Origin of the sequence: Thalassolituus sp. UBA6592 (assembly GCF_002433655.1) — a bacterium.
Classification (GTDB): domain Bacteria; phylum Pseudomonadota; class Gammaproteobacteria; order Pseudomonadales; family Oceanobacteraceae; genus Venatoribacter.
On record NZ_DJIO01000146.1, the window covers coordinates 39,608 to 58,635 of the forward strand.

Here is a 19,028-nt window from a genome sequence, read left to right on the forward strand (position 1 = left end):
ATACGATGGAATGGGAAGTAGTAATCGGCCTTGAGATTCACGCTCAGCTGGCCACCAAATCAAAAATTTTCTCCGGTGCTTCTACTCAGTATGGTGCCGAAGCCAACACTCAGGCCTGTGCCGTTGATCTCGGCCTGCCCGGTGTGCTGCCGGTATTTAACGAAGAAGCTCTGCGCATGGCGGTAAAATTCGGCCTGGCGATTGACGCTGAGATCGGCAAAAAATCGGTTTTTGACCGCAAAAACTATTTTTATCCGGATCTGCCGAAAGGCTATCAGACCACCCAGCTGCATCACCCGATTGTTGGTATGGGTCACATTGATATCGAACTGGACGACGGCACGACAAAACGTATTAACGTTACCCGTGCTCACCTCGAAGAAGACGCCGGTAAATCCGTCCACGAAGGTTTTGCCAGCATGTCCGGTATTGACCTTAACCGTGCCGGTACGCCACTGGTAGAAATCGTATCTGAACCGGAAATGCGCAGCGCCAAAGAAGCCGCCGCCTATTTCCGTAAAATGCACAGCATCGTGACGTATCTGGGTATCTGTGACGGTGATCTGTCCCAGGGCTCCATGCGTTGTGACTGTAACGTTTCCCTGCGCCCGAAAGGTCAGGATGAATTCGGCACCCGTACCGAAATTAAAAACGTGAACTCTTTCCGTAACGTTGAGCGTGCCATCGAAGTCGAAATCGAACGTCAGATGGACATCCTCGAAGACGGCGGCAGCATTGTGCAGGAAACCCGCCTGTACGACGCCGACAAAAACGAAACGCGCAGCATGCGTTCCAAAGAAGTCGCCAACGATTACCGTTACTTCCCGTGCCCGGATCTGCTGCCGGTTATTATCGATGATGATTATATCGAAGCCGTTCGCACGACTCTGCCGGAACTACCGGACGCCAAATGTGCGCGTTTCGTTAACGATCACGGCCTGTCTGCCAAAGACGCTGCAGTACTGGCCTCCGACCGCGAACTGGCACAGTACTTCGAAACAGTAGCTGACGCTGTTGGCGACTATAAGCTGGCCGCAAACTGGGTACAGGGCGATGTCTCTGCTGCGCTGAACCGCCTGGAGATCAGCGTCACTGAACTGCCGGTTTCTGCGGCACAGCTGACGCATATCCTTGAACTGATTAAAGACAGCACACTGAACAACGGTGGCGCCAAAGAAGTCTTCAACGCATTGGTTGAAGGCAAAGGTGACGACAGCGTTGAAAGTGTCGATAAACTGGTCGACTCACTGGGTCTGAAACAGGTATCCGATACCGGTGCTATCGAAGCCATCGTGGCACAGGTGCTGGCTGATAATCCGAAACTGGTGGAAGGCTATCTGGCCACACCGGAAGATAAACGCGGCAAAGCGATCGGTCCGTTTATCGGTTTAACCCGTAAGGCTGCTGCCGGGGTTAATCCACAGGTAGTAATGGATGTACTGAAGAAAAAACTGAGCGAACTGGGTTAATTCCCATTAGCCAGAAATAAAAAAACCGGGCATCGCCCGGTTTTTTTATGCGTAAAATAGCGACCTTTAAATTTTTACATTGTTTCTGTATTAAACATCTGTAAAGTTTGTTTACGCAGAATAATCCGTTTCAGATAGGTCTGAGCGATGTGGTTTTCAGGCTCGACCATTAATACGGAATCAAAATAATCCGAGGCTTCATCATAGCGGCTCTGATTAAACAGTACGCTGCCAAGCTCAATATAATCTTCAATACTGGCCTTTAACGCATCACGTGCCTGCGCATAAAGTGCCCGCGCCTCTTTATGCTGTGGCTCTTTATGCAGTATGTCCTCCATAGCCTCCATTGCCCCACGATAATCACCATCGGCAATCATCTTGCGGGTATCGCTTAAAATGGAATCGGATTCCAGCGCCAGACGCTGACGCACAATTTTTTTCAGCATCAGAGAAGCCGGCGCGTATTCCTTATCTGCATCCACCGCTTTTACTGCCCGCTCTTCCGCCTGTGCCAGATCACCACGACGGAAAGCACTGTCGGCAAGGTTAGTCAGGTAAATGGCGTCTTTACGTTTCTGTAAACGATACAGGCCATTAACGCCCTCACGGGCAGTAGCCTCTGTTGCACGCGCTTTTTTAAATGCTTCTGCTGCAGCATCAAAATCACCGGACAACATGAAATGATACCCCTGGCGCACCTGCGCCATACCGTTGCGCCGCTGCTCCAGATAGGTTTCAAACTCGCCCATATGCTGATCGTAAGCCAGCGAATTATCGTACTGATAAGCGAGGATTTCTTTACTCAGGCTTTCGGCCTGCTGCTGCCTGCGCTGCTTCTTATTTATATCCTGAGCGTTGCGTAACGACCTTTGCACGCCCCACAACTGACTTTCAAGTTCGCTGATACGCCGGGCATTTTCCGGACGGTTCAGCATGCGCCAGTAATATTTCTCTGCATCCGCGTAATCCGGATCCGTACGCATTATTTTGTTAAATTCTTTCAGGGCCTTTTCATAATCTTTGGCAGCCAGTGCTTTCTGCCCCCGGTTATAGGCAGCCTTACTCTCTGTACGGATCTGATTTTTCAGCAGCTCGATGGTTTCCGGCACAACAGGGGCCAGATCACCATAAAACCGTGCCTGCTGATATTCGCTCAATGCTTCATGCAGGTAGCCACTGCCGCGCAGAAAAGTCGCCCGTTCAACATGACCTTTAACGTCTTCCGATACCCGCTCGTAAATATCCCTTTTCTGCGCTGGCGATAACATGCTGTACACAGATGTACAGCCAGCGAAGGATGTCAGTACCAGTACAGCAACAAGGTAACGCAATAGACTACTTATGCGCATGTTAATGCAACGACCTCTACGGGTTGACTGAAGCCTTTTATATGAAGCGGATCTGCCGGAACCGCACCGATATTGGCACCACTTTCTTTATACAATGCAGCAGGCATAAGAATTTCCCCACCTTTTGCATGTGAGCACAGACGGGCAGCAAGATTGACCGGCGCTCCGACACTGGTGAAATCCATACGGTCAGCCGATCCCATATTGCCGGCAACCACTTCGCCCTGATTAATACCGATACCCGTATTCAGCGTCACCTGCTCACGCGCGGCACGATCATGGTTCATAAAAATAATGGCCTGCTGAATATCCATGGCCGCCCGCAGCGCACGCAAAGGTGCGTCATCGCCTTCAAACACAGACATCACCTCATCACCTATGAATTTATCGATATCCCCGCCATGGCGACGGATAATCTGCGCCTGCAGTTCAAGATAGCTGTTAACAACCTCCACCACTTCTGCCGGCTCACGGTTTTCACTCATCGCGGTAAATCCACGGATATCACTGAACAGGAAGGTCTGCAGCCGCTTACTGCCGCCAAGCGCCATTTCACGACGACCATCACGGATATGGTCCAGCGTTGAACCAGAGACAAACTTCTGCATCTGACGGTGCTCACGCAGACCTTTCACCATGCGGTTAAATTCCCGCGCCAGAAATCCGATTTCGTCACTGGTCTTCACTCTCAGGACAACATCCAGATCATTGTCGGCCACCCGCCGGGCAGCATCCGTCACCTGCAGAATTGGCCGGCTGAGCCGTTGGGAAATCCACCAGGCCAGAAAAATCGCCGGGATCAGGATTAACAGCGTTGTTATGGTCGACAGCCTGCCCGCCTGACGCACAGGCCCGGCCACGGCTTCACGGTCGTAATACAGCACCACAGCACCGACAACGTGACTGCGGCCATTGGCGTGAAAAATAACTGGGCGGATAAAACGATAGGCTTTGGTTTCTTTGCCTGAAGCAGAAAAAGCAGCAGAGTCACGACGGATTTCCCTGCTTTCAGCACTGTGCAGCCAGGACGTCAGCTCACCGTCAGTCAGTGCCGGAGCCGCGTTTCTGAAGCCGGCAAAGTAAGAAAAAACGTAATGGTCGCCTGCGGGCTCCAGCGCATAAATAGAAATATCCAGCAACTGACTGGCGCGATCTTCCTGTGCTTCCTTGATCATCTCTTCAAGGTTTACACGGTTCTCGTAAGTGCGCTCAACAATGGCATTAAAAGAGGCGTCGGCCACCCGGCCAATCGCCATATTGCCCACTTCAATAGCTTTCCCGCGAATGGATTCCTCCATCAGACCGACCAGAAAGTGGTTGAGCGTTATCACCGACAGAAGCACGACCAGCACCATGGCCAGAATCAGTTTAAGTTTGAGACCACCCCAATGCAGAAGTCGGCGATGCGCCCGCTGAAAATACCTGAGCAAATCTGCGGCACCACGCTGCACCGGTTCGGACATACGATAAAACAGTGGCTTCGGATCAGACATTGCTGCTCTCAACCTGATTAATAGAACCGGGGAAATATGTCCCGGACTGCATCATTACGTTCATCTGCCCGGTGTTCTCCTGCCCACGCGAACCACACGTCCTGTGATTCTTTCAGGAGATGCGCACCGGCGAACACCGGAGCAACACGGGTACATTCCCCAGGTGCCGTTACTCCAGAGTGTGCAATCCATGCATTACTGTTTGAGATTGCCCTCTGATCAGGGCATGTAACTGCATGATAGTTTCAGCAGTCAATTTACTGCCTCTCCATCATGTCATACAAAGATAGCGCCAACTAACCTGCTCGCATTCATAGCCGGCGAATAAAATACCGCTGGCAAAACAGGCGATGGACAATTGAAAAACCGCCCGGAGGGCGGCTTTCTTGGCCACTGAAGCGGCCGGACTGACAGAATTACTTAACCACCTTAAGCGATGGTTTGCCACTGCCGGGGGACTCGTGAGATTTCCCCGGGCCTGGTGTTGGCCGCGTCGGTGGCTGATCCGGATCCGGAGCACCGGCCTCTGAACCAAACACCATGCCCTGGCCATTTTCCCGGGCGTAGATCGCCAGAATGGCCACCACAGGCACAAACACCTGCATCGGGACACCACCAAAACGGGCATTAAATGACAGGCCGTCGTTATCTATTTCCAGCGACTTTACTGCCGATGGACTGATATTCAGCACGATCTGACCGTTATTAACGTAATCCTGCGGAACCTGAACACCCGGCAACGCGGCATCCACCAACACGTAAGGCGTGCAATGGTTGTCGAGAATCCACTCATTGAGTGCCCGCATCAGGTACGGACGGCTGGGTGTCATGGTATCAGTCATCAGTCACGCATTTCCCGTTCAGCTTCAGACAGGCTGGCCTGGAAGCTTTCGCGTTCAAACAGACGCTCCATGTACTGCAGCATTGGCTTGCACTGTTTTTCGTTCAGCTCGATACCCAGTACCGGCAGACGCCACAGGATAGGTGCAACACAGCAGTCCACGATGGAAAACTCTTCACTCATAAAGAATGGCAGTTCAGCAAAGATCGGGCTGGTAGATACCAGACTGTCAGTCAGCTCTTTACGCGCTGCATCAACGTCTTTGCCTTTACCGGTCAGGATGGTTTCAACCAGCACAGCCCAGTCTTTCTCGATACGGTTCATCCACAAACGGCTCTGCGCACGGGCAACCGGGTACACCGGCAGCAGTGGCGGATGCGGGAAACGCTCATCGAGGTATTCCATCATTACGTTTGGCTCGTAAAGAACCAGATCACGGTCGACGAGAGTCGGCAGTGAGTTGTAAGGGTTGAGGGTCGCCAGATCTTCTGGCTTGTTGTCCGGATCCACGTCATGGATCTCGACTGCTACGCCTTTTTCGGCCAGCACGATACGAACACGATGGCTGTAATGATCAGCTGCATCTGAATAGAACGTCATGGAAGAGCGCTTTGCCACAACCCCCATAGTTTCCTCACTTATCTGAATAAAATCTGATTAACCTAAAACAAACGCAGCCCGGACCGCTTGCACGGCCGGGCTGGCGCTGTCAGTAAGACAGAATCGTCTTATTTAACGTCTTTCCAATATTCTTTGTTCAGCATGTAAACAGGAACAAAGAAGATAGCCAGGAAGAGAAGTACCCACCAGCCAAGGCTCTGACGCTCAAGTGCGATTGGTTCCGCCATGTAAACCATGAAGTTTACCAGATCGTAAACCAGTTTATCGAACTCTTCTTCGCTCAGCTCACCTTCCTCTGCGAGGTACAGAACATTTTCATGCTCTTCAGTGATTTCCTGACCAGTCAGAGTGTCATAACCGACTTTGACTTCAGCGGTTCCCATTTTCTGAGTGCCCTGCAGGTGACCCAGAACGTTAGGCATACCCACGTCTTTGAAGACCACGTTGTTCACGCCCCATGGACGGCTCGGATCTTCGTAGAAGCTGTGCAGATAGGTGTAAACCCAATCCGGACGACGAACGCGCGCTACCAGAGTCAGATCTGGTGGCGGGTTACCGAACCAACGCTTGGAGTCAGCCTTGTCCATAGAGATGGTCATCAGGTCGCCGAACTTCTTGTCAGCAAATACCAGATTTTCCATCATCAGTTCTTCCGGGATACCCAGGTCTTTCGCTACACGGTTGTAACGGGCGTGCCCCATCGAGTGACAGCCCATGCAGTAGTTAGCGAAAGTTTGTGCACCACGCTGCAGAGAAGCAGTGTCGTGCAGGTCAGTGCGGTGTTCTTCCAGATGGACATTGCCACCGGCTGCCATAGCAACCGCCGGAATAAACGCTGCAATTAATGCAAATACCTTTTTCATTCTCAGTGGCCTCCGGTTACACGCTCTGGTACTGGTTTTGTTTTCTCCATGCGGGTGTAGAACGGCATCAGCAGGAAGAAAGCAAAGTAAATAACTGACGCGATCTGAGCGATCATGGTCAGGGTTTCAGTTGCAGGTTGTGTACCCAGCCAGGTCAGCAGCACAAAGTCGATAGCGAACACGACGATGAAGATTTTGCTGATCCAGCCTTTGTAGCGCCAGCTCTTAACCGGGCTGCGGTCCAGCCATGGCAGTACGAACAGAACTGCGATAGCACCGGCCATACCGATTACACCGAACAGCTTATCCGGAACCGCACGCAGGATGGCGTAGAACGCACCGAAGTACCATACAGGAGCAATGTGCCCAGGTGTCTTCAGACCGTTAGCCGGTTCGAAGTTAGCGTACTCCAGCATGAAACCGTTACCTTCAGGGAAGAAGAACATAACGGTACAGAAAATCATCAGGAAGACCACGATACCCACCATGTCGTGCACAGTGTAGTAAGGGTGGAACGGTACGCCGTCCAGCGGTTTGCCGTTTTCATCTTTCAGTTTCTTGATATCAACGCCGTCAGGGTTGTTAGAACCCACTTCGTGCAGCGCCAGCAGGTGCAGAACCACCAGCATCACCAGCACCAGAGGTACCGCGATTACGTGCAGAGCGAAGAAACGGTTCAGGGTGGCGCCGGAGATCAGGAAGTCACCACGGATCCATTCAGTCAGTGCATCACCGTAAGGCAGTACAGAGAACAGGGAGATAATTACCTGTGCACCCCAGTAAGACATCTGACCCCATGGCAGTACGTAACCCATGAAGGCTTCAGCCATCAGAGCCAGATAGATCAGCATACCGAAGATCCAGATCAGCTCACGTGGCTTCTGGTAGGAACCGTACAGCACAGCACGCATCATGTGCAGGTATACAGCGATAAAGAAGAAGGTAGCGCCAGTGGAGTGCATGTAACGCAGCAGCCAGCCCCATTCAACATCACGCATGATGTATTCAACGGAAGCGAAAGCGCCTTCAGCACTTGGCACATAGTTCATGGTCAGCCAGACACCGGTCAGGATCTGGTTGGCCAGCATCATCATCGACAGAACGCCGAAGAAGTACCAGAAGTTAAAGTTCTTCGGAGCATAGTACTTGGACATATGCTTTTCATAGGTCTGAGTAACCGGCAGACGATCGTCAATCCAGCCCATCAGAGTATTTTGGTTCTTGCTCATCAGGCTTTCTCCTCGTCTACACCGACCACAATCACGCTGTCACTCTCGTACATATAAGGCGGTACTTCCAGGTTAATAGCCGCCGGAGAGCCTTTGAATACGCGACCAGACAGGTCAAAACGGGAACCGTGACAAGGACAGAACCAGCCGCCTTTCCAGTTAGGATCGAACGGTTCTGGTTTCACTTCTGCATTGTACTTAGGAGCACAACCCAGGTGGGTACAAACGCCCAGCAGTACGATCAGTTCGGGTTTAATCGAGCGGTTAATATTGTCAGCATATGCAGGCTGCTGGGTTTTTACCGTGTTCTCCGGATCTTTCAGACGATCCGCCAGGCCAGGCAGGTTATCCAGCATTTCCTGGGTACGGCGTGCGACATACACAGGCTTACCCCGCCATTCTGCAGTCAGCATTGCACCCGGCTCAATTTTGCTGATGTCGATCTTCGCCGGAGCGCCTGCCGCTTTTGCCCGTTCACTTGGAACCCAAGATTTAACGAACGGCACCGCAACAAAGCCCGCACCGACAGCGCCGACAGCAGTGGTCGCGCCCAGAAGCAGAGTGCGCCGACCTTTATTCACGCCGTCTTGACTCATTACCATCTTCTCCCATCAAAAAAATTCTTTCCTGCCAGACGCTGGCTGCCCGTTTTCTTTTTTCTGAGCACAGTCGTCATAGCATACAGAGCGGCGCACATAGTAAAGAAAACAAGGAAGGGAGACAACCTGAAAAACCCACAGGCAATGGGGATTTGCCCATAAAAAAAGCGCCCATTGACATAAGACAATGAGCGCTTTTGCAGAAGCAGATTCTTCGCAGCGAATTAACGCTTGGAGAATTGTGGTTTCTTACGTGCTTTACGCAGACCAACCTTCTTACGTTCAACCTCACGGGCGTCACGGGTAACATAGCCCGCAGCACGCAGAGAAGGACGCAGAGTTTCGTCATATTGCATCAGAGCACGGGTGATACCGTGACGGATCGCACCGGCCTGACCGTTGCTGCCACCACCGGCAACATTAACGATGATGTCGAACTTCTCCAGGCTTTCGGTCAGCTCGAGAGGCTGACGTACTACCATGCGGGAAGTTTCACGGCCAAAGTAAACATCCAGAGGACGCTTGTTGACAACGATGCTGCCAGTACCAGGACGCAGGAACACACGTGCAGTGGAAGTCTTACGACGACCGGTACCATAGTATTGAGTTACTGCCATTATCTTATCCCAGTTTCAGTTCTTGCGGCTGTTGAGCAGTATGAGGGTGCTCAGTGCCAGCATAAACTTTCATTTTCTTGAACATGGCACGACCAAGAGGATTCTTAGGAAGCATGCCTTTAACTGCCAGTTCGATTACCTGTTCTGGCTTGTGATCAATCAGTTTCTCGAAAGAAATAGATTTCAGACCACCAGGGTAACCAGTGTGACGATGGTACATCTTATCACTGGATTTCTTACCGGTAACTTGAACTTTGTCTGCATTAATCACGACGATGTAATCGCCGGTATCAACGTGTGGAGTGTATTCTGGCTTGTGCTTGCCTCTCAGACGGCGAGCAACCTCAGTAGCCAGGCGACCCAGCGTCTGTTCAGCTGCATCAACTACAAACCAATCACGTTTTACGGATTCTGGTTTCGCGCTGTATGTTTTCATCAATTTCTCGCCTTCAAGGGCAGGTTGATTCAAAAGAGGGCGGCATTCTATAGGAAGGATTTGCCTTCCGCAAGTACTGCTGCCGATAAATTAACCGATCTGCCACCCGCGGTGGACTCCGGTTCAGTTTGCGCACGGAGGCAGACTGGCCGGCGCGGCATTTTTGCCACCCTGCCACGGCCTTATAAGGCACAAAAAGGCCGCTTCCGTTTCCGGTAGCGGCCCCTTTTATTGAGCTGCGATCAGTGCTGTACATCAACTGCGGGCATTATAACAGACTGTCAGCCAGGTTTCAGCCAGCGGATGACAGAATCTGCTCAGTAATGCTCCGGCTCACGAAACTTCACCAGACCAAAGATCAGGGTAAGCATAGTGACCATGATATACAGCAGGATTGCCAGCGCCATCAGCGTGGACGATGCCTCCTGCTGATCAAAGCCCAGCGTCTGCCCGGTATAAAAGCCACCCAGTGCCAACACAAAGCCAATCAGAATACAGGCCACCAGAAAATAGCCCTTGCCATCATCCAGTGAAAGAACTTCTTCCAGCACCTTCTGCTGAATCAGCCAGTAGGCACCAAAACACAGTGCTGCCGCCAGCACCATTCCGATCAGAAAATACGCGAGCATGTCTCCGCCCCTCTGGCATCCGTTTACAGAAAGCCTAGTACAGGCGCAGCCACACGCAAGAAAGCTGACCCATTTATCAGCTGATCACGATGCCTTCTTCAGCTTCAGCAGACCTCGCCCGCTTAAGAATCCGGGAAACGACAATCCGCAGCTGGGGCGGCTTAATCGGCTTATGCAGATAAGGCAGACCACAGGCGGCAAACTCTGCCACAACCTCGTCACTGGTATCACCGGTAACAATCAGTGCGGGAACATCCGCCACCAGACGACGTGCCTGAGCGACAAACTGACAGCCGTTCACATCGCCAGGCATACGGTAGTCAACGATCATAAAATCCGGAGAGCCGTATGTTTCAAGCCCAGCCAGAGCTTCTGGAACACTCAGGTAGCTTTTACACACAGCACCCCAGGATTCCAGCAACGAGCGCATGGCATTCACAATGACCGCTTCATTATCCAGAACCAGGATATTAAGTCCGGCAAACACATTAGTGCTGTCGACACGACTTTCCTGCAGGGCCACCTGAGCGACCGGCTGATCACAGATAATGGGCAGATACAGAATAAAGTCTGTTCCCTCTCCCGGCACTGAGCGCACTTCGATGTCATGCTGCAGAATATTCAGCACCCGGCGCACGATAGCCAGGCCAAGCCCAAGCCCCTGGCGACGGTCCCGCTCCTGATTCTGCACCTGGAAAAATTCCTGAAAGATGGCTTCCTGGTTTTCTTCCGAAATACCGATACCGGTATCGCGGATATGCAGCGCCAGACGGTTATCTCCGGCAGGCTCACAAAAAACATCGACGCCGCCTTTTTCCGTATAACGGAAGGCGTTCACTAACAGGTTGGTAATGACGCGCTCCAGCAACATAGGATCAGAACAGACAACATGCTCAACCTGACTGACACTGAAGGTGAGGTGGCGGATGTGTGCCTCCAGCCGGAACTGCGCCTCCAGTTTGCCGAGCAGATGATCGATACGGAAGTGAGCCAGATCCGCCTGCACACCGCCTGAGTCCAGCCGCGATACGTCAAACAAAGCGTCTAACAGCTCATTAAGAGAATCCAGCCCTTGCCGGATATTGGCCAGATCCTGCTGCAACTCCACAGCACTGGCTTTGCTCTCCAGCACTTCTGCGTAGAGATTCACCGCCTGCAGTGGCTGGCGCAGGTCGTGACTGGCAGCAGCAAGAAAGCGCGATTTATCCGCACTCGCCTGATTGGCACGATCCGTCTGCTCACGCAGATCTTCGATCAGATCCAGGTTTTCATACTTCAGCCGGATAGAACGGTCGATAACGCCATGCACTGTTTTACTGAAGCCTATGGTTGCCAGCAGATAAACCACCGCGCCAAACCCCAGCCAGCGGTATGCCCACTCCTCCCCTCCCTGCAAAACCAACATGGCTGCCAATGGCAGCATCAGTGGAGCGGCATACAGGATGTAGGAAAAAGGCCGGGATGACATAGACACCATGCTGCCGGCAATCATGGTGACAAACGTAAGCGTCAGATAGGCGAGATTTTTAATATCAACGCTGTCAAAAAGTACAACACCAGCCACACCCCAGACGCAGCCGGTGAGAAAGATAAGTACAGAGAGCTGCTTGCCGTAACGCACCAGCTCTTTGTATGTGTGCACATAAGCACCGGGGCGGAAATAATGCAGCAGGCGCACAGCCAGAATCAGATAAAGACAGGCGCACCAGACCAATACCGTATGGCCATAGTCCGTACCGGAAAACACCACCAGTAGGGGAATAGTGCCAAGCAGGTTCCCCGCCAGGATCGTCGGTGTATTACGGCGGACAATGCGGATCTTTTCTGCGGTGACTTCATTTTCATAGCTGGATTCAGTACCAGCAGCCTGTTCCTGTCGGGAGAACAGCGAATCCTGCATCATCCCCATAGCCGTCAGTCCAGCCCCAGCTGGTGTGCTTTCTCACTGGATTCAGACCGGCTCTGCGCACCCAGAGCATTGAAAATAGCACTGACATGGGATTTAACCGTGGCCACGCTAAGGCACAACTGCTCGGCAATCGCCTGATTGGAAAGCCCCTTACGTACCAGGCGCAACACTTCCAGTTGCCGGGGAGTAATATTGTGCTGAGCGGCCCACTTTTCACTCTCCAGCGCAAAAGAACGATCGGTGCGCGGGTCATTATCCCCCGGATACACCACCTGTCCGCCAAGAACGCTGTTAATCACCTGCACAATCTTTTCGCCGGATGAAGATTTCGGAATAAAGCTCATCGCCCCCAGATCCATTGCCCGTTGCATATCGCCCGGGTCGCGTGAGGCCGACACAATCACAACCGGTGTCAGGTTATTGCGCTCGTTCAGCTCTTCCAGCAGAGTAAACCCATCCATGATGGGCAACCTCAGATCAATCAGGGCAACATCAAAAATACCGGAGAGTATTTTCTGCAGTCCATCCCGACCGTTATTCACAGCCTCGACATCCGCCTCCAGAGAAGATGTCCTGAGAATACCTTTCAGACCATCAGCAAATAACTGGTGATCATCAACCAATAATATTTTCATGCCTGTACCTCAATGCTTAGGCTCAGCCTTTGTTTTTATAAAACCGGAGGCTTTCACTGTTGAAGCAGATGTTACCCTATAAACGGTGGCCAATAACCCCTATGGCATACATTTACATACAACAGAAACGCAAACTGGCGCCAGATCTCCGGACCAGGCCCTTACCAGAAATTGTACTAACGTACTTTTTATCCAGATAGATAACCCTTACCCTTCGTGCCTGAACCTTCACTGCATACAAATTTATTGCAGCTTCCGCCGGCACCTCACCAACCTGCTGAATCATAGAATCATTCTTAAGTAGGATATATACACTCAGCGCCACACCCCTGATTTATTTCTGACGTGCCAGACAATACAAACAATGCCTGCCAACACAAACAAACGTCAGCCAATACGAACTGATGTCAGAATCTGCGACTCCAAAAAATAAGCCGATGTCCTGAAAATTCCCAACAGGACAACAGACTCTTATTTCAACAATTCCGACTGCCTGACATTCTTATGATCTGATAAACACACAACACCTATTCTGTATATACACTCTGAGACACTCCAGCCGGATTATTTAAATTAAAAATATAAACTTTTCACTTACTTACCCGCCTCGATTATTAACAAAAAAGAATAATTAAATATATTTTTCCATTCCATTCTTTTGACGGATAAAAAAAATTAAATCTGCAATTAACATTACCCACACAAAAAGACACAAAATATTTCTGGTTTCAGTCGACCAGAAGAAGACCTCCTGAAATTTAAACAACCAAGAAACCATAAAGCCATGGATACTAAAGAAAATAAACTTAGCAGAAGCGTCGCTGCTGCGTTGATAGCAATCGCAGGCAACACTTATGCTGTAGCAGATGATGCACGGGAAAATTACGACCTGAATGGTAACGGTCTGATTGAAATTAACAGCCTTTCGGATCTGAATAAAATCCGCGACTACAGTGACCCGGAATCAGAATTTAACCTGAATGCTCCTGGCTGCCCGGACGAAGGCTGCACCGGCTTTGAATTTACAGCCGATCTCGACTTTGACACCAATGGCGACAGCGTCATCGATGAAAACGATGACTACTGGAACGAAGGCCTGGGCTGGCAACCTATTGGCACGGACAGCAATCCCTTCGGTGCTGTATTTGAGGGTAATGGCCACAGTATTAAAAACCTGTATATCAATCGCCCTGATAGTAATGATGTCGGCCTGTTTGGCTATATTCGCCTGTCCACAGGTATCCGGAATCTGATCCTTGATGGTGCTTTGACGTCAGTCACAGGTAAAGACTACGTTGGCCTTCTCACCGGCCATTCAGTTAACACCCCCTACATCAACCTGGCGACTGCCGGTGATGTTTATGGCGAAAACTACGTCGGCGGCCTTGTTGGCTCCACAACACCGGCAGGAAGCTATAGTCATATCTCACACAGCTATACCCGTGTGAATGTCGTAGCTACTGGCAACAATGTCGGCGGCATTGCTGGTGAAATAAACAGCGCTAATATCGAGTACAGCTTCTCGGCCGCCAACATAACTGGCAACACTGATGTTGGTGGGATAGTAGGTATCGGTGCGAATGGCTCTCCGGCATACACCTATTTTACCGGTAACATTACTGCTACAGGCGCGGCCGGAGGTCTGGTAGGCAGCAACAGATATTCGTCGTTGAATATCTATAAGTCATGGGCCAATGCAACATTTAACACCGACAGTTCCGCAGAGAATATAGGCGCACTGATTGGCTACGCAGGAAGCGTAACAATCAATGATAGTTACTGGGCAACAGAATCCGCTGAATATGCCGATGGCAGCGGCCTGGCAACCATTAACAACAGTAGTGGTCATGAGGAGTCTGTATTGCGCTGCCCGACAGCAGCCAATGATACCGATTGCACCACTGACAGTACCCTCTATCGTAACTGGCATACTGCTACTTACCAACTGGAAGACGAAACAGAAGTTCAATACTGGGACTTCGGCACCGCAGAGCAATTACCGGCACTGAGCTTTTACGGTTACGTGCTGCGTGACAGCGATGGTGATGGCGTATGGGACTTTGAAGATGCCTACCCGGATGATCCAACCCGCAGCGAGCCTGATCCGGCACCGGAAGAAGAACCTGAAAATACAGATCCGGAAAATGAAGGTGCACCAGAAGAAGCCCCGGAAAATGAATCCTCTGGTGGTGGCTCATCCGGTGGTGGCTCTCTGATCTGGCTGTTTGGTCTTGCACCACTGATGACTCTGCGCCGTAAATCCTGCTGATAGAAATCAGAAAAAAATAAAAAGAGTCCGTTAAACGGGCTCTTTTTTATCTTAAATTTAAACAGCAAAAATTCATTCCATCCTTTCGCAGGATTATCGGCAAGACACTTAGCGATAAAATATCTTTTCACCTTAAGCGCCCGTCCAATCTCACCACCCTTCCGGGTAATCACACGACCAGGCAAATAAACATGAATAAATGTAAATATTTTCTGTCGCCTGTAATACTGGTTTTATCCAGCTTTCAGGTTCAGGCTGAAAACGGCCGCAGCGACTACGACATTGATAATAACGGTCTGATTGAAATCAACGACCTCGCTGATCTCAATGCGATGCGCTATTCACTCAATGGAACCTATTTGTACGGCAGCAGCGCGGGATGTCCGGAAGATGGCTGTTTTGGCTTTGAACTGACAACCGACCTCAATTTCGACACCAATGGTGACGGTATTCTGAATAGCGCTGACGCTTACTGGAATAATGGCGCTGGCTGGATCCCTGTTGGCTCCATCGGTGATACATTCACGGCCCAACTGCACGGCAATGGGCATGTTATATACAATTTTTATGTAAACCGTCCGAATACAGACTTTATCGGATTGATTGCCTCGGTTGAAAACTCAATCATCAACGATGTGCACTTTCGCGGCCCGCTCAGCGCTATCACTGGTTCGCGCTACGTCGCTCCCTTAGCCGGCCGGATTATTAATACACAGATAATAAACAGCAGTGCCGATATTGATATTTATGCCTATGGAACCGTCAGTGGCGGACTGATTGGATCCGCAGAGAACAGTTCGATCATCAGACACAGTTATGCCCAGGGTAATATCACCGCTGAATCCTGGCGTAACGGAGGTCTTGCAGGCCGCTTACTCGCCAGCTCAGTGATTGAAGGCAGCTTTGCCACAGGCAATATCAGCAGCACTGGCAGATCAACCAGTGGCGCAATGTCTGGCGGCCTGGTCGGTGCCGTTCAGGAGCAATCCCGTGTCAGTAATAGTTTTGCTACAGGCAAGGTTAAAGGCTATAGCTCGGCCTCAAGTCTTATAGGCACCATGACCCAGAGTTTCGTTGATCACTCGTTTGCTACCGGACACGTCACCTACGATTCAACCCAATCTCCGGCAGGCCTGATCGGGAACATTTCCAGTGATGGCGGTGAGTACATCAGCTACAACCATTGGGCAACGGATACAACCGGCCGGACCAACATGGTCAATGGGACTTTATACACAGCCACAGGAAATGCCGGCGCCACTCTGGTGCAGATGCAATGTCCGGCAGCCGGCAGTGATACTGGCTGCAGCGCGGTTACTTTATATTCTGGTTGGGAAAACGAAAGCTATGAAGACAGCAGTCTTTCTTCCGTAGCTTACTGGGATTTCGGTGACAGCAATCAGTTGCCCGGCCTGTTAATTAAAGGCGTGGTTTATCGCGACGGTGACGCTGATGGCGTCCTCGATCAGGACGATGCATTTCCCTACGATCGGGAAGAACATTCCGATATGGATGGCGATAGTACAGGTGACAACAGCGATCCGGATATTGACGGTGATGGCGTAAATAATGACGAAGACCCATTTCCCTACGACCCGACCGAATGGAGTGACCGGGATGGCGACGGCGTCGGCGACAACAGTGACGCATTTCCTGACGACAGCAGTGAATGGCTGGACAGTGATGGCGACGGTATTGGCAACAATTCTGACCCGGATAATGACAACGACGGTGTGCTTAACGAAGATGATGCCTTCCCTCTGGATCCGACCGAGTGGTCTGACAGCGATGGCGACGGTGTTGGTGATAATGCCGATGCATTTCCGTTTGATGCCACCGGCTCCGTTGCTGCCGATGTTGTAGATGCAAATGGTAATGGCCTGATCGATATCCATACGCTGGGGGATCTTAATGCCATTCGCTACGGCCTCGACGGCAGTAATCTTTATGGCCGCAGCGCAGGTTGTCCTGGTGCGGTTTGTGTCGGTTTTGAACTGATGGCTGACCTCGATTTTGACACCAATGGCGATGGCGTACTGGACGGCAATGACGCGTTCTGGAATGACGGCGCAGGCTGGCAACCCATAGGTTCCTCATCAGCGCCGTTCACAAGCCAGTTTGATGGCAATGGCCACCGCATCAGTAACCTGTATATCAACCGCCCATCCGAAAATGATGTCGGTTTATTTGGCTACACCAGCAATGCCGATGTGCGCTTGCTGGATCTCAACGGTGAACTGATGTCTGTGTCCGGTAATTCCTACGTCGGTGCCGTGGCTGGCTACGCCCGCAACACCAATATCAGTGGTACCTGGATTCGCGGTGACGTCACCGCCGCAACCTACGTTGGTGGTGTCGTCGGAATTATGGCCGGTACCAGCGATGAAGGACATCAGATTATTTACAGCCACAATATGGGTGATGTCACCGCGACAGCGGCCAATGGCAGCGCCAGAGCAGGTGGCTTAATCGGTCATTCCGATGGTATCAACATCATTAATAATGCCGTTTATGGCAATGTGGCGGGTTATGAAGCCGGTGGTCTGGTGGGGCTTATTGCCAATGACGCTATACTGGAAAATAACTATGTGCGCGGCAATGTTCACGGTGAAAATACCGCAGGTGGATTAGTGGGCTATGGCTACAATAACACCCTCTCTGTTAATAATGCTTATGTATCCGGTGTTATCAGCGCAGCACAGGAAAGCACCCTGACCGGCGCTTTTATCGGGCGGGCTGACGGCATATTAATCACCAACAGCTACTGGACAACCGAAAGCACTCAGGAACAGCCCTGGGGCAGCTACAACGTTCTGGATGAAAACAGTGCGGAATACAGTGTCGTCAGCGATGCGGCACTGCGTTGTGCAACGGCAGCCAACGATACCAGCTGCACCAGTGTAACGCTGTTTAATGGCTGGTCAGATATAACCTATACCGCCCCTGACGGCAGCGACATGAGCTACTGGGATTTCGGCACAGAAGAACAATTACCGGTACTGACTTACGCCGGCATTATCCTACGCGACAGCGACGGTGATGGCATTCTTGATGAACCGGTTGGAGAAGAGCCGGAAGAACCCGGTGAAGGCGAAGAACCCGGTGAAGGAGAAGAACCTGGCGAAGAGACCCCATCTCCTGCCGAACCAGGTGACGGTGGTACTGCCCCGGATAACGGCGACAGCGATTCTTCCGACAGCGATTCTTCCGGTAGCGGCTCATCCGGTGGTGGTTCACTGCTGTGGCTGCTGGCCCTGGCACCGCTCAGTCTGATGCGTCGCCGAAGTGTGCAGATTTCAGGAAAAATCTGAAATTAAAATATCGTCTTAAATAAGCTAAAAAAATAAACCCCGGCATGCCGGGGTTTATTTTTACGTCGTTTAAAAACCAGTAAGATCAGTGTTCGCGGGTAGCGCTGAACTGAATATCCGGCCAACGCTCCTGAGTCAGGCTCAGGTTAACCCGTGTAGGTGCGATATAAGTCAGATAACCGCCACCATCAATGGCCAGGTTTTCAGAACCTTTGCGTTTAAACTCTTCCAGTTTTTTCGCATCGTCACAGTAAACCCAGCGCGCCGTATTCACACTGACCGGCTCGTAAATACAATCAACTTTGTATTCATCCTTCAGACGCTGCTGCACCACATCGAACTGCAGCACACCCACTGCACCGAGAATCAGGTCGTTATTATTGACCGGCATAAACAACTGAGTGGCACCTTCTTCCGATAACTGCTGCAGACCTTTCTGCAGCTGTTTCATTTTCAGCGGATCTTTTAAGCGTACGCGCTTGAACAGTTCCGGTGCAAAGTGCGGAATGCCGGTGAACTGCATATCTTCACCGAAGGTAAAGGTGTCACCGATCTGAATGGTGCCGTGGTTATGCAGACCAATAATATCCCCGGAAATAGCCTCTTCCACCGCCGAGCGGTCGCCGGCCAGGAAGGTAACCGCATCAGCAATTTTAATATCTTTACTGATCCGCACATGCTTCATCTTCATGCCTTTGCTGTAGGTGCCGGAGCAGATACGCATAAAGGCAATACGGTCACGGTGTTTCGGGTCCATG

Annotated in this window: 16 protein-coding genes; 3 read left to right on the forward strand and 13 right to left on the reverse strand. The window is 51.1% G+C overall.

The genetic code is table 11. The annotated features are described in order from the left end of the window. Window positions 1-5: 5 nt before the first annotated feature. Complete coding sequence (gene gatB / locus B2Z72_RS14630; protein ID WP_296983591.1) at window positions 6-1,469, forward strand: Asp-tRNA(Asn)/Glu-tRNA(Gln) amidotransferase subunit GatB; 1,464 nt, start codon at window positions 6-8, stop codon at window positions 1,467-1,469. A 74-nt stretch (window positions 1,470-1,543) separates the two neighbouring features. Here the strand turns inward: gatB and B2Z72_RS14635 are convergent, their stop codons facing one another. The 12 genes from B2Z72_RS14635 to B2Z72_RS14690 form a co-directional block, all read right to left on the reverse strand. Beyond that, window positions 1,544-2,818 carry a tetratricopeptide repeat protein gene (locus B2Z72_RS14635; protein ID WP_296983592.1) on the reverse strand — a complete coding sequence of 425 codons (1,275 nt, stop codon included), beginning with the start codon at window positions 2,816-2,818 and terminating at the stop codon, window positions 1,544-1,546. After that, window positions 2,809-4,311: an adenylate/guanylate cyclase domain-containing protein gene (locus tag B2Z72_RS14640; RefSeq protein ID WP_296983593.1), complete on the reverse strand. Its 1,503-nt coding sequence runs from the start codon at window positions 4,309-4,311 to the stop codon at window positions 2,809-2,811. The genes B2Z72_RS14635 and B2Z72_RS14640 overlap by 10 nt, the downstream gene beginning before the upstream one ends. A gap of 416 nt (window positions 4,312-4,727) precedes the next feature. Next, window positions 4,728-5,141, reverse strand: coding sequence for a ClpXP protease specificity-enhancing factor (locus B2Z72_RS14645; protein ID WP_296984040.1), 414 nt, complete (start codon window positions 5,139-5,141; stop codon window positions 4,728-4,730). Window positions 5,142-5,152: 11 nt separating this feature from the next. Further along, on the reverse strand, window positions 5,153-5,779 hold the full coding sequence (gene sspA, locus B2Z72_RS14650) for a stringent starvation protein SspA (RefSeq protein WP_297005169.1): 627 nt from the start codon (window positions 5,777-5,779) through the stop codon (window positions 5,153-5,155). A gap of 101 nt (window positions 5,780-5,880) precedes the next feature. Then, complete coding sequence (locus B2Z72_RS14655) at window positions 5,881-6,636, reverse strand: cytochrome c1 (protein WP_296984036.1); 756 nt, start codon at window positions 6,634-6,636, stop codon at window positions 5,881-5,883. 2 nt (window positions 6,637-6,638) lie between these two features. Further along, window positions 6,639-7,865 carry a cytochrome b gene (locus B2Z72_RS14660; RefSeq protein ID WP_296984035.1) on the reverse strand — a complete coding sequence of 409 codons (1,227 nt, stop codon included), beginning with the start codon at window positions 7,863-7,865 and terminating at the stop codon, window positions 6,639-6,641. Then, on the reverse strand, window positions 7,865-8,461 hold the full coding sequence (petA, locus tag B2Z72_RS14665; protein ID WP_296984034.1) for a ubiquinol-cytochrome c reductase iron-sulfur subunit: 597 nt from the start codon (window positions 8,459-8,461) through the stop codon (window positions 7,865-7,867). The genes B2Z72_RS14660 and petA overlap by 1 nt, the downstream gene beginning before the upstream one ends. Window positions 8,462-8,688: 227 nt before the next feature. Next, on the reverse strand, window positions 8,689-9,081 hold the full coding sequence (gene rpsI / locus B2Z72_RS14670) for a 30S ribosomal protein S9 (protein WP_296984033.1): 393 nt from the start codon (window positions 9,079-9,081) through the stop codon (window positions 8,689-8,691). Window positions 9,082-9,085: 4 nt separating this feature from the next. Further along, window positions 9,086-9,517: a 50S ribosomal protein L13 gene (gene rplM / locus B2Z72_RS14675; protein ID WP_296984031.1), complete on the reverse strand. Its 432-nt coding sequence runs from the start codon at window positions 9,515-9,517 to the stop codon at window positions 9,086-9,088. Window positions 9,518-9,834: 317 nt separating this feature from the next. Then, a complete protein-coding gene (locus B2Z72_RS14680; protein ID WP_296984030.1) occupies window positions 9,835-10,146 on the reverse strand; it encodes a hypothetical protein in 312 nt (103 codons plus the stop codon). A 76-nt stretch (window positions 10,147-10,222) separates the two neighbouring features. Then, window positions 10,223-12,049 carry an ATP-binding response regulator gene (locus B2Z72_RS14685; protein ID WP_296984029.1) on the reverse strand — a complete coding sequence of 609 codons (1,827 nt, stop codon included), beginning with the start codon at window positions 12,047-12,049 and terminating at the stop codon, window positions 10,223-10,225. A gap of 11 nt (window positions 12,050-12,060) precedes the next feature. After that, the gene (locus B2Z72_RS14690; RefSeq protein ID WP_296984028.1) at window positions 12,061-12,690 is read right to left on the reverse strand and encodes a response regulator transcription factor; all 630 of its coding nucleotides are present in this window, start codon (window positions 12,688-12,690) and stop codon (window positions 12,061-12,063) included. A gap of 784 nt (window positions 12,691-13,474) precedes the next feature. Between B2Z72_RS14690 and B2Z72_RS14695 the strand changes: the two genes are divergently transcribed. Continuing rightward, the gene (locus tag B2Z72_RS14695) at window positions 13,475-14,959 is read left to right on the forward strand and encodes a hypothetical protein (protein ID WP_296984027.1); all 1,485 of its coding nucleotides are present in this window, start codon (window positions 13,475-13,477) and stop codon (window positions 14,957-14,959) included. 191 nt (window positions 14,960-15,150) lie between these two features. After that, on the forward strand, window positions 15,151-18,270 hold the full coding sequence (locus B2Z72_RS14700) for a hypothetical protein (RefSeq protein WP_296984026.1): 3,120 nt from the start codon (window positions 15,151-15,153) through the stop codon (window positions 18,268-18,270). 85 nt (window positions 18,271-18,355) lie between these two features. On the opposite strand, the gene B2Z72_RS14705 is transcribed toward B2Z72_RS14700, so the two are convergent. Next, window positions 18,356-19,028, reverse strand: a 673-nt coding sequence (locus B2Z72_RS14705) for an EF-Tu/IF-2/RF-3 family GTPase (protein WP_297005171.1), incomplete at its 5' end; no start/stop codon positions are given.